Source organism: Thermococcus fumicolans (assembly GCF_055386755.1).
In genome coordinates, this window is record NZ_AP042424.1 from 758,947 (window position 1) to 773,177 (window position 14,231).

A 14,231-nucleotide genomic window follows, 5' to 3' on the forward strand; every position below is an offset into this window, starting at 1 on the left:
GGATGACCGTCACTTCACTTCAGCCCCGCCGATCTGGGAGGTGTAGAGCCTGTAGAAGTGGCCCTTTCTCCCGAGCAGGGCCTCCGGAGATCCTTCCTCAACGATCCTGCCGCCCTCGACCACGACAACCCTGTCAACGAAGCGGGTTATGCCCAGGCGGTGGGCTATGATTATGCTCGTCCTCCCCTCCATGAGCTTCAGCATCGCGTCCTGTACGAGCCTCTCCGTCTTGGGGTCGACGCTCGAGAGGGCCTCGTCGAGAATAACCACGTCCGGATCCTTAAGCATCGCCCTCGCGAGCGAGATGAGCTGTTTCTCCCCGACGGAGAGCAGTTTTCCGGCCTCCCCGGCCTGGGTTTCGTAACCTTTGGGGAGCCTCATTATGAAGTCGTGGACACCGAGGCTCTTGCAGACCCTCACCACGTCGTCCTCGCTCGCTTTGGGGTTCGCTATGAGGATGTTCTCCATTATCGTCCCCGGGAAGAGGTAGGTCTCCTGCGGGACGTAGCCTATCCTCCTCCGCAGGCTCTTTCTGCTTATCTCCCTGCCGTCGGTCCCGTCGTAGAGGACCGAGCCCCTGGTCGGGTCGTAAAAGCGCATTATCAGGTTCGCGATGGTGGTCTTTCCTGCGCCGGTTCTGCCCACGAGGGCCACCTTTGAGCCCGCCGGAATCGAGAGGTTTATCCCCTTGAGCACGGGTCTGCCCTTCTCGTACTCAAACCATACGTCCCTGAACTTTATCTCGCCCCCCAGCTTTTCCACGGCTTTCCCGCCGTAGTCCTCCACGCTTTCGTCGTCCAGGACCTCGTATATCCTCTCAAGGGCGGCCAGGGCCGACTGCAGGCTGTCGTACATGCTCACAACGTTGTTTATCGGCCCGCGGAAGCGCTGGGCGTACTGGATGAAGGCCACGACGACGCCTATGCTGACCGCTCCCCGCGAGGCCAGATAGCCGCCGTAGGCTATCACCACCACAACCGAGAGCAGGCTCGCTATGTTCATGAGGGGCCAGAAGACCCCCATGTAGAGGGCGACCTTAAGGTAGGCCTTTATCGTCTCCTCCGAGGCCTTTGAGAACTCCCTCTCTACCTGGCCTTCCCTCCCGAAGGCCCTTATCGTCTCTATCCCGGCCACGCTCTCCTCAACAACGCTGGATATCTTCGCTATCTTCCTCCTCGTCTCGCGGTAGGCCTTCCTCATCTTCCCCCCGAAGTAGTAGGCCACCGCCACCATGACCGGGACGCTGGTGAGCGTCACGAGGGTGAGCCTGAGGTCTAGGAGGAGCATCGCGGCCATTATCCCGACGAGGCTCAGCAGGCTCCCGAGCCCGCCCAGCAGGCCGGAAACGAGGACGTCGTTAACTATACTTGTGTCGTTTATTATCCTCGACACCAGGTCGCCTGTTGACTTATCTTTGAAGAAGTCCAGGTTCGAGGCGAGTATCTTCGCGTGGAGCCTGCTCCTGAGGTTTTTGAGAACCTTCTGGCCGAAGACCTCGGTGTAGTAAGTCTGGAGCGTCATGAAGAACCACTGGCCGACGAGGGCGAGGAGGTAGAGGGCCGCGATGAGGCCCAGCTCGCCGTACCTGCCCGGCACTATGTAGCGGTCTATGGCGACGCTCAGGAGGTAGGGGGAGGCCAGGTTGGCCACGGCCGAGCCGACTATGCCGGCCACAACTACGGCGAGGGTCTTCCTCTCGGAGAGGGCCTCCCTCACGAAGCGCGCTATGAGAGAGAGCGACGACTCATTCATCCCCTCCCACCGCCCTGAGCATCTCGCTGAAGGCTCCACCTTTCCCGGCCAGCTCCCCCGGCTTTCCGTCCTCCACTATCCTGCCCTCGGCCATCACGATGACCCTGTCGGCGAGCTTCACGAGCGACGGCCTCTGGGATACTATCACCGCCGTTCTGTCCTTCAGTATCTCCCCCAGGTCCCCCACGAGCCTCTTTTCGGTCTCGGCGTCGAGGTTCGAGACGGGATCGTCGAGGAGGATTACCCTCGGATCGAGGAGCAGGGCCCTGGCCAGCGCTATCCTCTGCCTCTGGCCTCCGGAGAGGGTTACCCCCTTCTCGCCGACGACCGTCTCATAACCATTGGGCAGGGAGGCTATGAAATCGTGTATCTTCGCTATCCTTGCGGCCCTTACTATCTCCTCCATCGTCGCCTCCGGCTTGGCCAGCGCGATGTTCTCCCTTATGCTCCTGTTGAAGATGAAGGGCTCCTGGGGGACGTAGGCTACTGTCCTTCTCAGGCTCTCCGTCTTTATCCTCCGCACGTCAACGCCGTCTATGAGCACCTCCCCCCTCTCGGGCTCGTAGAGCCTCGCTATCAGTTTCAGGACGGTGCTCTTCCCGGAACCGGGCGGGCCGGTTATCAGGACCCTCTCGCCGGGCCTTACCCTGAAGCTCAGCCCCCTGAGCACCGTCTTCCCCGTGTGGTATGTCAGCCACACGTCCCTGAACTCGACCTCGCCCCTCGGGTTTTTGAGCTCGACCGCATTCGGCGGGTCAACGCTCTCTGGAGCGGAGTCGATGACCTCAAAGAGCCTCGAAGCCGCCGCCAGGCTCCTCTGGATGTCGGCTATCGTAAAGCCCAGCGCTCTGAGGGGCCACGTCATGGTGAGCATGTAAGTGAGGAAGGCCGCGAGCTCCCCGACAGTCAGCGTTTTCCCTATGATGGCCCGTCCGCCGAAGTAGAGCATCGCGCTCATAGCCAGCCCGAGGACGAGGAAGGAGGCGTTGCCGTAGACGGCTATGATCCTTGTGGCCCTGACGTTCAGCGAGTAGAGCTCCTCGTTCTCCCTCTCGAACTTCTCCTGCGTTTCTTCCTCGACGGAGAGGGCCTTTATCGTCTTCACCCCCGCTATCGTCCCGGTGGCGGTCGAGGCTATGACCCCGGTCTGGTGCCTTATCCTGTCGTAGATGGGCCTGACCTTCATAGCGTAGGCCGTGTTCAGGGCCACGACGACCGCTATCGTCGCCACTGCCACGGCGGTAAGGGCGGCGTTCATCCTCACCATGTAGTAGAGCGAGACCACTATCAGGAAGACCGAGTAGACGAACATCCTCAGCCGGAACGAGAGGAACCTCGTTATCCTCTCGGTGTCGTTGGTTATCCTGCTTATGAGCTGGCCCGAAAAGGTCCTGTCGAAGAACTCCATCCTCTGCCTCTGTATGGCCCTGAAGGCGTCCATCCTGAGGCGGTAAAGGGCGTACTGGGCCGATTTGATCAGCAGGTACCTCCCCGTGAAGCTGAAGAGACCGTTGAGAACTCCCACCAGGAGTACGAGGGCAGCGTAGCGAATGGCAACCCCGTAGTTCCCGGTCGAGATTCCCCCATCGATGGCCTCCCTTATGAGGACAGGAACAACCCCACTGGTGTAGGCCATCAGGATCATTAACGCCATGCCCAGGGAGAAGTGGAGGGCGTGTCCCCTGAGGTACTCCAGCAGTCTGGCCATGTCCTTCAGTGAGTCCCCCATAATAGAGATGTCTGGTTTCGCTCTTATAAATATTTGTCGGTTAAGATGTCCATCTGAGAGGAAAAGCCTAAAACCTCCGGCGGTTATGGTAAGTTGGTGATGGCATGAACCCAGTAATCCGCGAGGCCAGACCTGAGGATAAACCCTTCATCGAGGAGATAGCGCGCCTGACCTGGGGCGGCGAGGACTACCTGGCTAGGGTATTCGACGAATGGGTAAAAGACGGGAACTTCTACGTCCTAGAGGTTGATGGTAAGGTAATTGGAACGGCGAAGCTCACCCTTTTGCCAGGAAAAGTAGGCTGGCTGGAGGGACTTCGCGTCCACCCCGACTACCGCGGGAGGGGCTACGGAAGGCTTTTGCACAACTTCATGCTCCAGCTCGGTGAGAAGCTCACCCAAGAGGGCAAAATTGAGGCCCTTGAGTTCGCCACCTACTTTCTCAACCGCGAGAGCATCTCGCTGGCGGAAAGGACTGGCTTTCGCGTTAAAGCAAAATTCTTCGTTTTCGGTGCAAGAACAGAGGACTTTGAGCCGGAGGAACCCGAGAGGGTAGAGCCAACCCTCGAAGACCTGATCCTCGGCCTAATTCCAGTCGGCTGGCGCTTCGTGAGGAGGAGCGAGGAAGCTTTGGAGTGGATACAGAGGAACGCCAAAGTTTACGACTTCAACGGCTTCCACTTTCTGGTTTCAAAGGAGGGAGCTACCTTCACGCCCCTTGACGTCGGCCTGGCTACTCTTAGGGCAATGCTGCCGGCCATGGCGTGGGTGGCCGAGAAGAAGGGAAAGGAAAGTTTTGACGTCATGCTCACCAGCGGCGTTAAGTCACTCCTGATTGGCCTGAAGAGGCTAGGCCTCCACCTCTGGGACGAGACCGAGGAACCGAACGTGCTGGTGTTCAGGAAGAGACTGTCTTAGAGGGAGATGCCAATTATAAAATCACTCGAGACCGAATTTGAAAGGCGCGCATCCCTTGAGATAGCGAGGGGTTTACCCAAGTGGTTCAACGAGTCCGGCCTTAAAGCCATGGAACGCGACCTTAAAAGTGAAACAACGTTCGTTGCAATTGAGAGAGACCGAGTTCTCGGCTTCATAACCGTCAAACCCATCAATGAGAAGGCCCTTGAAATCCTTTGGATGGCCGTCAGAAGAGAGCTGAGGGGAAGTGGCATCGAGAGTGAGCTGTTGGGGTTTGTGGAGGAATGGGCAAAGGAGAGAAGCTTCGAAGTCCTTGTCGTAAAAACGTCGGGCAACCTTTCATACAAACCATACGACGAGACAAGAAAGTTCTACGAGAGGAGGGGCTTCGTCAGAGTTGCCCTGATAGACCCCTACCCAGAGTGGGGCGAGGAGGCGCTGATTTACGCCAAGTGCCTCAAAAGGTAAAGAAGCAGAGGATATTCAATTCCACTCAATTTCCTCGGCCATCTTCCTCAGCTTCTTGATGTCCTCCGGAGTCAGGTTCCGGAGTCCTTTTCTCTCCACCATTAACTCCTCGAGTGTTCTGGAAATGTTGGCAATGCGATCTTTGTTTTTAAGCAGGATTGGCCTCGGCCCGTTTATGGAATCGAACGCCGCCTTGTGGAAGAGGGTCTCCAGAGTACTCCCGAAGACATGGAGGTCGTAGTGTTTGGAATCTTTGGTGAGGATGTAGAGGTCAAGCTCCGTCGTCTCGAGGACGTATGCACACCCTTCAAACAGCCTTGAATAAGCCAGGAGCGTCTCATCGGAGGCGTTTTCGTCGAGGAGGTTAGATATAACTCCGGACTGCTCAAGGCAGATTGCCGCGTGGTTGGCGGTTCCCTCGAGATAGCCGAGTGCCCTGTCCCGGGATTTTCCCGCTTCATACCATTCCCACGTCGCAAAGGCAGAATAAACGAGAAGAGCCACCAGCAGCGCGGCCAGGATCTTATCTTTCTTCATTGTAATCCCCAAAACAAAGAGCGTCTAAATCTTTTTAAACGTTCTGCTTAAAGCCGTTTAAGCCGAAGGTGAAAACATGCGCTGGAGTGAGATTCCGCGAGATGCCAAAGCCTACATGCTCTACCATACGCTCATCGCTCCGAGCCTGATAGTCTGGATACTCTTCCCGCTCTACCTCATGGAGACCGGCTACTCCATCCTCGAGGTGGGGGCGTTCTTCACGGCTGTAAACCTCGCCTCCATTCCGCTGACTTACCTCCTCGGCCGGGCCTTCAACCGCTGGGACATCAAGAAGGGCCTCATTGCGATTGACGTCCTCGATGGGGTCGCCTACGTTCTGTATGGCCTCGCGAAGGGCGCCGTCGCTCCACTCCTGCTCTTCGCAGGAAGGACGATAGAGAAGCTCTCCGCCATGCTCTACCCGCTCTATCGGGCCTACGAGCAGATAATCTATCCTGAAGATAAGTACGAGGAGATATTCGCCTGGCACCTCCGCCTGCCGGAAATCTCAAGGCTCCTGACGTTTCCGGTAATGGGCTACGTCCTCGGCTACGTTTACCCCGGCCCGGAGAGCTACCGCTGGGCCTTCATATTTTTCGGCCTCTTCTCCGCTTTTACCGTCGCCTACATCCAGCTCTTTCTCCCGTCGGTGGGTAGGGAGGAGAGGATAACACCCGAGGGTTTTACGTTCAGAGCGGGCGAGTTTAAGGTTCTCCTGGCGTTCGAGGCCCTGCTCACCCTCGCCTGGGAGTTGGCTCCCGAGATAGTCCTCATCAACTACATCGTCTTCACCCTGAAGAAGACCGTCTTCGAGGTGACCCTCGTGGCAGTGGTGAGCAGTCTCGCCTCGATAATAGGGACCTACGCGAGCGAGCGCGTTCCCAGGGGGAAGGGCTTCCAGGCGATAGCTTTCGGCATGTTCCTCAACGCCCTCTACGCCCTCCTGATGGCCCTCTCTCCACCGTTCTGGGCCGTTCTGGCCGTCCACGCGCTCGGCGACTTCGGCAACACCCTCTGGTTCCCCTTCTATCGCTCTTGGACCTTCAAACTGATCCCGAAGGAGAGGGCGAGCGAGTTCCACGCGGCGATATCGAGCTACAGAAAGGTAATAGGCATCATCGCGCCCATCGTAGCCGGCTTTCTCGCGAGCGTCCATGCGACGTTGCCGTACGCTTTTAGTTTGACTTTCTTCATGCTGGCGGGGATGATGTTTGTGTTTCTCTCAAGAGGGGGTAACTACCCCTCGCCCCTTCTCTGGGAGGTCAGCAGGTAGCCGAGGATTATCACAAGGGTCAGAAAAAGGATCAGATATCCTGCTGAATAGTGGCCTTTACCTATCTTTTCTGGTGGCTTTGTCGTGTGAATAGTTGTGGAGGAACTGCTTTTGTTTCTGGTGTTAGTGGTGTTCTGAGGTTTTGTGCCTATAATGTAGAGCTTTAACTCCTTTCTAAGGGTCTGGTTTCCCTTCTTCGCCACTATGTAGAACGTCGTGCTCTTTGTCAACGTCATGTTGGCCTCTCCCTCATTTCCTTTTGCAAAGTTTGACTCAATGACTTCTCCACTAGTATACCAGTATATCCTAACTTTCTCTCCATATCCGAGAACTGACGTTGTCGTGTTGCTCTTCAAGATTATATAGAGAGGTTCTTCAAATTGCGGATTGGAGGCTTTTATGAGGCGATAAACGGGCCTCATTTTGTTCCAGTTGACGGTCTTCCAGTCGTCGAGAAATATCCCTCCAGTGTCGCTACTCTCAGGGTTCAAACACCAGTAGAAAAAGTTGTAGATTTTCTTTCCGGTCAGCCACTTGACGAAGGCGTCCTGCCACACCCTGTCCGAACCTTCGTATTTTCCACCCCATTCCCCGATTACAATGGTATAGTCCAAACCTGTGAGGTATCCGAAGTGGGCTTCCCATATGGCTGGCATGTTGTCGGGGAAGTTCGGGCTTTTGAAGTAGTCCATTACGTAAACACTCGGCCCGTAAACGTGGGGGGAATACACGACCTTTTCTTTAGGCAACCTTACAGGATAATTCCTCACGCCCATCAGGTTCTCGCCCCAGAAAGCCCACCAGCCGTTTTTCTCAATGATGCCGTCTATCTCTGGCACGTGGGTGTACTGCGTTCCTTCAACGAAGATTAACCAGTGGGGGGCCACTCTGAGTATCTTCTCTCCGGCCTTTTCAGCGAAGAGACGGAAATCCCTGTCGTCGTTTGTTCCCCATCCAGCTTCCCCGTGGGGTTCGTTTTTGATGTCGGCACCTATTACGTTGGGGTACTTTCCAAATCTTTTAGCCAGGAAAAGCCAGTCCTCGATGTATTGTTCCTCCGTGTAATTTTGAGTGTACCAGAGGGGCTCTATCTCTGTGCATCCTATCCTGTGGTAGTCAAGGAGGACGTAGAGCCCGATCTCGTTTGAGTAGGAGATTATTCTCTCCATGATCCCAAGGGACGTTAAGTTTTTGAGGTCCGGATTTAGGGAGTAGTCTACTCTCTCGGGATTGGGTTTTGTATTGGGTTTTATGGATTCGCTGCAGAAGGGAAGCCGGATTGCGTTGAATCCCAGCCTTTTGACGTCGTTTAGTATATCCTTCCAGTTTCTTCTATCGAGACCGTAGACCACGTGATCTTTGAGCTCAAAGCCAAACCAGTTGACACCGTGAAGATAGAGGGGCTTTGTCTCATTATTTGTGGAGTTGTGAATGAAGATAAGACCTTCTCCCGTGGTGTAGTTGACCGTCGTATAGTCAATGGCGGCAACAGGGGGGGCTGTGAAAAATGTGAGGAGTAATAAAACCACAAAGACCCTCAACCAGAAAAGAGGGTGGGGGGAGGTCACCCCCACCCACGGTGGGTGGTTGCCACGGCCAGCGGCTTTAATATCTCTCCCGTGACAGTTAGTAGAGGTGGCATGCAACCCAGTGGTTCTTCTCAAGTTCTCTCAGCTCCGGGCGGATTTTGAAGCAGACATCCTTGGCCCTCGGGCACCTTGGAGCGTAACGACAGCCCTGAATCGAGTAAACAGCCTCCTCCTCTTTTTCAGGCTCAATCCCCTTGAACTCCCACTTCACATTCAAATCGGGAACGCTCTCGAGGAGCATCCGAGTGTACGGGTGGAGCGGATTGTGGAAGACCCTCTCCGTGTCGCCCATCTCCACTATCGTCCCGCGGTACATGATTATCGTCGAGTCGCTGATGTAGTAGCTGAGAGCCAGGTCGTGGGTGACGAAGAGAACCGAGGTGCCGTATTTATCCCTGAAGTCGCCGAGGAGGTTTAGAATGTCTATCCTCGTGCTCGCATCGAGCATCGAGACCGCTTCGTCCGCAACCAGGAGTTTCGGCTTGAGCAGGAGGGATCTTGCTATGAGAATCCTCTGTAATTGCCCGCCGCTGAGCTGGTGGGGATACTTCCCGAGGATTTCTGCAGGGTTGAGGCCGACGTTTCTCAGGGCCTCGTTAATCATCTCCTCGCGCTCTTCCGCCCCAACCTCCGGAAGGAATGAGCTGAAGACCAGATCAAAGGCCCTGTCAACCTCGTGGAGGGGATTGAAGCTCGCAAACGGGTCCTGGAAGACGGCCTGGACCTTCCGGTAGTAGTCCCTCTTGATTTCTTTTTTGGTGAGCTTCATTATGTCCTTGCCTTCGAAGAGTATTCTGCCGGATGTTGGCGTGAGGAGGCGGAGGATGAGTTTTCCGACGGTTGTTTTGCCGCTTCCGCTCTCGCCGACGAGTGAGACTATCTCCCCGGGTTTTATCTCGAAGCTGACGTCGTCGACTGCCCTGATCTCGTAACCGCCGATCATTCCCGAGGTGAAGGTTTTCGTCAGGTGCTCGACCTTGAGGAGTTCTTTCATTGTGATTCACCTCCTAGAAGGTGGCAGGCCGCGTAGTGCTCCTCCCCTACCTTGACGAGCGGCGGTTCCTCGTCTTTGCAGCGATCCATGACGTAGGGACAGCGGGTGTAGAAGCGGCAGCCTTTTGGCGGGTTGAGGAGGCTGATCGGATAGCCCGGAATTCCCCGAAGTTTCTGCTTCCTGTACTGGACGCCCATTTTGGGAAGCGAGTCGAGGAGAAGCTTCGTGTAGGGATGCGCCGGGTTGGAGATCATCTCCTCCGTTGGAGCCATCTCCGCCACCTTGCCAGCGTAGAGTATCATCGTCCTGTCTGCAATCTTGTCGAGTAAGGCTAAATCGTGGGTGACGAAGATGATGGACTTGACGATGCCCTCCTCCATGAAGTGGTGGAGGAGTTCTATCACAACCCTCTGCGTTGTGACGTCCAGGGCAGAGGTTACCTCGTCCGCTATGAGGAGGTCTGGGTTGAGCAACGTGGAGACGACCATTGTTGCTCTTTGCCTCATTCCGCCGCTCAGCTCGACGGGATACATATCAGCCACCTTGGGCGAGAGCTTTACCATTGCCAGCCTCTCGCGGAGGAGTTTCTCAACCTCGTTCCTGTCGTCGTGCCCGTGTTCTCTTGCCAAGTCCCAGACGATGTCCTTTATCTTCTTGGTTGGATTTAGCGCGTTCATGGCGTACTGCGGGATTATGGAAAGCCCGGTATAGCGGATTTTCCTCGCTTCCTCTTCGCTCAGCTCCATCAGGTCTTTCCCCTTGAAGAGGACCTTTCCGCCGGCGTGGAACATGGGCGGCTTTCTGAGGATGAGCGAGTGGACGAGGGTTGATTTTCCACACCCGCTCTCACCGGCAATTCCGAAGACTTCGCCCTCCTTGATGTCGAAGCTCACTCCATCGACGGCCTTGACAGGTCCCATGGGTGTTTTGTAGTAGATTCTGAGGTCCTTGACTTCGAGGAGGCTCATTCTCCACCCCTCCTGAGGCGCGGGTTGAAGACTTCGTCCAAGCCGGTGTTGATGAAGTAAAGGCCGGTTATCAAAATCGCGATGACTAGTCCCGGCGGAATGATCCACCACCAGTATCCTAGAGTTATTGCGTTCCAGAGGACAGCCTGCTGGAGCATTATCCCAAGGGACATGCCCCTAGTTGGGCCCAGACCAATGAAGTCTAACCCGACTGCCGCGAGTATTGAACCTCCAAACTGCAGGATGAACACCATGAACACATAGGATATCATGTTCGGCATTATCTCTCCGAAGATTATCTTTAGGTCGCTTAGGCCTGAGAGTCTGGCCAAGTGTACGAACTCCCTATTCTTCAGGGACAGCGTCTGAGCGCGAACGGCCCTAGCAGTCCAAGGCCATGCGGTCAACCCGATGATAAAGCTCTCTATTCCAATACCCCTGTACGGGAGGTATGCCGCAATTATAATGAGAAGGGCCATGGTGGGTATGACGAGCATAATGTTGGTTATCATCATGAGGATCTCATCCGTCCATCCTCCTCTGTATCCCGCTATGAAACCTATTATCAGTCCGAGAAAAGTTGCAAGCCCCCCCGCTGTGATCCCGATCAGAAATGAAGACCTCATTCCATATGTCAGTTGGGCATAAATGTCCCTGCCGAAGCTGTCGGTTCCAAGGTAGTGGGTGACGTTGGCAACACCTTTAGGGCCGTAAACTGTGTCTACGGACATTGGAGGAAGGGATGGAGTAGTGGGCTTTGGGAACGTCCGATTCCCGAATTCGATCGGATAATATCCCATGCTGTCAAAGGGAGTTATTAAAGGCCCGAACAGGGCCAATAGTGCCATAATAATGACTATTCCTATGCCTACTTTGAATTTTGTATTCCTAAGTGCCACGTTGAGGGTGTTCTTTAATGACATTTATACTCCCTCCTCTGTGTAGCTTGCCCTCACCCTTGGATCAATGAATGCATAGAGTATGTCTATTACGAAGTTGGCGGCTAATACTGTCAGGATTATCACAAGAAACGCTCCTTGAATCAGGAAATAGTCTTGGTTCATTATGCCCTGCATCAAGACGTAGCCAATGCCCGGATACGAGAAAACAACTTGGACCGTAACGTTTCCAGCAACCAGTAGACCGAGCTGTATGGCTAGTCCAGTAACCTGAGGCAACATGGCGTTTTTGAAGGCATGCTTCATCAGAGTTCTTTCGCTTGCCCCCAGCGCCTCTAGATATCTGACATAATCGGCTTCGACCTCGTAGAGTATCATGTTGCGCATTCCAATAGCCCAGCCCCCAAGTTGAATCATGAAAAGGCTCAGGAAGGGGAGTATCCAGTGGTGTAGATAATCTTTTATAAACTCCCAGCTGAGGGAGGGAATTATGCCGTAACTGTAAGCGCCGGATATTGGAAACCATCCGAGTTTAAACGTGAACAGATAGGAGAGTATAATCGCAAGCCAGAAATACGGGGATGCCTGAAGGAAGTAGAAAACGGGCATCAGGTAGTTGTCGAGCTTTCTATTTTTCCCGGCAATGGCGCCTAACCAGTTGCCAACAAACCAGCTTGCCACCAGGGCCGGGAAGAGAAGTGCGATATCATACGGAAGGGCGTCCTTTAGTATCTGGGCCACGGGTTTGGGATAATAATAAATGCTTATGCCAAGGTCACCATGAAGGACGGCGTTCCAGAATGAGAGGTATTGCTGCCACAGAGGCCTGTCAAGGCCAAACGCTTGGATAAAATAGCTGTGAAGATAGTTAGCCGCCTGTGGTAGAGTGGCAAACCTTGAGAGGAGAACCCCTATGGGGTCGCCCGGCATTATCCTGGGGATTATAAAGTCTATCGTGACTGCAAAGAAAAAGGTCAGTATGTATATAAGTGTCTTTCGTAGGAGGTACCTCTTTATCCCTGTCATTTTGAAATCCTCCAGATTATTAATTTTGAAATTTAAAAAAAGAAAAATAAAACAATTACCTGCGTCTTCTTAAAAGTAACGGGACGATGGCCAGGCCAATGATCAAGGCTGGTCCACAGATTCCACTCTTGCCTTTGCTGGTGGTAGTTGTCCTTGGGCTGGGGCTGCTTGTGGTTGGAGATGAAGTCGATGGCCTAGTTGTTGATGATGTCGTACTTGATGTTGCGGTGGTTTGAGTTGCATGAACCGGTTTTATGCTAAGGAGAACCTTGGCTCCTCCCATCTGCCAGTAGTTCTGCCAGGTTATGGGCAGTGCGTAGGGGTTGTGCTCCGTCGGCCAGTTGGTCCAGTGCTGAGGGCTTGCTTCGAACCAGGCTCCGTTGTATATCAGCGGTATGTATGGCAGTTCTTTGAGGAATATCTCCTGAAGCTCGTGGTAGTACTGGATCTTCTTGTTTTCATCTTTCTCCACGTTTATCATATGGAGGAGCTCGGCAACGCGGTCGTTCTTGTATCTGCCCCAGTTCCCGGAGTAAGTTGCTTTCCCAATGGGGGCCACATTCGGATCGAGCACCCAGTTGAACCACTGCCAGGGAGTCGCGTAAACTTGGCTTCCGAAGTTGTTGATCGCCATATCAAACTGACCCTTTGTTATGTCGTCCCAGTACTTACTGTAGTCCGGGAATTTTGGATCGACCCTTATCCCTACCATCTGAAGGTTCTCGCTTATGACCCTCGTCATTTCCATCCAGTCAGTCCAGCCGTAGGGAACCTCTATTGTGAACTTGAGGGGTTTTCCATCGGGGGTCTCCCTGTAACCATCGCCGTTTATGTCTTTGTACCCGAGCTGGTCAAGGATCTGGCTGGCCTTGGCTGGATCATAGGTGAAACCGTATTCTTTAACTGCATCTGGGTAATATATCTTCTTGAAAACTGGATAGTCTATGAGTAACCCCGTTGGATCGGCGGGTTTAACCTGGTTCTGGGAGGCCCTTGCCGCTATCTCTTTTGGATTTATGGCATATGCGATGGCACGCCTGAACTCTGGGTTGCTTAGGGGTCCTTTCTGAGTGTTCAGGAACAGAAAAGCCGTGTTTATCGGCAGGTGATAGGGTTGCTTGTCAAACCATGTCACGATCCCATACTGTGACTTAACGTCCGGGACTCCGGGAATGAAGAAGTTGCTCCAGTCAAGGTCACCCTTAACAAGCATTGAGAGGGCGAGGTTGTTGCTGTAGACTATCACGTAAACAATATACTTCGGAGCGGGCTTTCCATAGTACTTGATTCCCCACCAGTTGTCATTCCTTATGAGAATGAACCTCATCTGGTCAGTGCGGTAGAGTTTATACATTCCGGATCCAATTGGGTTTTCAGTGTTTGCAAAGCTCTGCGGTTCCTTTATGTCTTTCCAGATGTGTTTTGGTATTATAGCAATGCTGTATAGCCAATACTTCCATTCTTCATAGTGCGGTTCACTAAAAACGAAATCCACGGTTCTGTTATCAACGATTTTTACCTCCTTCAGCCATCCCCAGATTGGTGAGTAGCTCAACCCCTGATTCTCCTTAGCATAGTCGAAAGTGAACTTTACGTCCTCTGCAGTGAGGGGTTTTCCGTCCTGCCATGTAAGTCCTTTCTTAAGCACCACGCGATACGTGTCGTCTGAGATCCACTTACCGCTTTCAGCTAGCCATGGCTCAAGCTGGTCCTTTAGGGGATCATAACTGAAAAGGGTCTCGTAGATAAGCCCGATAGTCCCAGTAACTGCTGCCCAGCTGACAGTGGGGTTGAAGTTGTTTGGTTGGCTCCAAAGGCCACCTCCGACGTAGAGTGTTTCATCGCGGGGGAGTTGAATTTGGTCCGCCGCTGCACTGTACTGACCAAAAATACTCAAAAAGAACATTCCCACAACCATGGCCACAATAAATTTCTTCATTCATTGCACCTCCAACTTGGGCATCATCGTTATATAACATGGCCCCATGTCTTATAAGTTTTGCTATTATTTATAATACTGGGACAGTTCTTATGGAATCTGGGAAATATTTATAAATAATGGTGAAGTTTATAATCTCA

General features: G+C 53.6%; 12 protein-coding genes. 3 read left to right on the forward strand and 9 right to left on the reverse strand.

Annotated features, from left to right (window positions below):
- Positions 1–9: 9 nt before the first annotated feature.
- Both ACZ5AM_RS04290 and ACZ5AM_RS04295 read right to left on the reverse strand, forming a co-directional pair.
- Positions 10–1,752, reverse strand: a complete 1,743-nt coding sequence (locus ACZ5AM_RS04290) for an ABC transporter ATP-binding protein (protein WP_464915638.1) — start codon at positions 1,750–1,752, stop codon at positions 10–12.
- On the reverse strand, positions 1,745–3,481 hold the full coding sequence (locus tag ACZ5AM_RS04295) for an ABC transporter ATP-binding protein (protein ID WP_464915639.1): 1,737 nt from the start codon (positions 3,479–3,481) through the stop codon (positions 1,745–1,747). Before ACZ5AM_RS04295 ends, ACZ5AM_RS04290 begins: the two co-directional genes overlap by 8 nt.
- 104 nt (positions 3,482–3,585) lie before the next feature.
- On the opposite strand from ACZ5AM_RS04295, the gene ACZ5AM_RS04300 reads away from it, so the two are divergent.
- Both ACZ5AM_RS04300 and ACZ5AM_RS04305 read left to right on the forward strand, forming a co-directional pair.
- Positions 3,586–4,398: a GNAT family N-acetyltransferase gene (locus ACZ5AM_RS04300; protein WP_464915640.1), complete on the forward strand. Its 813-nt coding sequence runs from the start codon at positions 3,586–3,588 to the stop codon at positions 4,396–4,398.
- Positions 4,399–4,404: 6 nt separating this feature from the next.
- Entirely contained in the window at positions 4,405–4,866 is a 462-nt protein-coding gene (locus tag ACZ5AM_RS04305; protein ID WP_464915641.1) for a GNAT family N-acetyltransferase, read from the forward strand.
- 15 nt (positions 4,867–4,881) lie between these two features.
- On the opposite strand, the gene ACZ5AM_RS04310 is transcribed toward ACZ5AM_RS04305, so the two are convergent.
- A complete protein-coding gene (locus ACZ5AM_RS04310) occupies positions 4,882–5,403 on the reverse strand; it encodes a hypothetical protein (protein ID WP_464915642.1) in 522 nt (173 codons plus the stop codon).
- Positions 5,404–5,479: 76 nt separating this feature from the next.
- On the opposite strand from ACZ5AM_RS04310, the gene ACZ5AM_RS04315 reads away from it, so the two are divergent.
- On the forward strand, positions 5,480–6,676 hold the full coding sequence (locus ACZ5AM_RS04315; RefSeq protein ID WP_464915643.1) for an MFS transporter: 1,197 nt from the start codon (positions 5,480–5,482) through the stop codon (positions 6,674–6,676).
- Here ACZ5AM_RS04315 and ACZ5AM_RS04320 read toward each other — a convergent pair.
- The 6 genes from ACZ5AM_RS04320 to ACZ5AM_RS04345 are packed head-to-tail and all read right to left on the reverse strand — an operon-like array spanning position 6,640 to position 14,091.
- Positions 6,640–8,340 carry a glycoside hydrolase family 5 protein gene (locus tag ACZ5AM_RS04320; RefSeq protein WP_464915644.1) on the reverse strand — a complete coding sequence of 567 codons (1,701 nt, stop codon included), beginning with the start codon at positions 8,338–8,340 and terminating at the stop codon, positions 6,640–6,642. The genes ACZ5AM_RS04315 and ACZ5AM_RS04320 overlap by 37 nt on opposite strands.
- Complete coding sequence (locus tag ACZ5AM_RS04325) at positions 8,303–9,259, reverse strand: ABC transporter ATP-binding protein (protein ID WP_464915645.1); 957 nt, start codon at positions 9,257–9,259, stop codon at positions 8,303–8,305. The genes ACZ5AM_RS04320 and ACZ5AM_RS04325 overlap by 38 nt, the downstream gene beginning before the upstream one ends.
- Complete coding sequence (locus ACZ5AM_RS04330; protein ID WP_464915646.1) at positions 9,256–10,227, reverse strand: ABC transporter ATP-binding protein; 972 nt, start codon at positions 10,225–10,227, stop codon at positions 9,256–9,258. Before ACZ5AM_RS04330 ends, ACZ5AM_RS04325 begins: the two co-directional genes overlap by 4 nt.
- Positions 10,224–11,150, reverse strand: coding sequence for an ABC transporter permease (locus ACZ5AM_RS04335; protein WP_464915647.1), 927 nt, complete (start codon positions 11,148–11,150; stop codon positions 10,224–10,226). Before ACZ5AM_RS04335 ends, ACZ5AM_RS04330 begins: the two co-directional genes overlap by 4 nt.
- Positions 11,151–12,152: an ABC transporter permease gene (locus tag ACZ5AM_RS04340; RefSeq protein WP_464915648.1), complete on the reverse strand. Its 1,002-nt coding sequence runs from the start codon at positions 12,150–12,152 to the stop codon at positions 11,151–11,153.
- Positions 12,153–12,207: 55 nt separating this feature from the next.
- Complete coding sequence (locus ACZ5AM_RS04345; RefSeq protein ID WP_464915649.1) at positions 12,208–14,091, reverse strand: ABC transporter substrate-binding protein; 1,884 nt, start codon at positions 14,089–14,091, stop codon at positions 12,208–12,210.
- Positions 14,092–14,231: the final 140 nt, after the last annotated feature.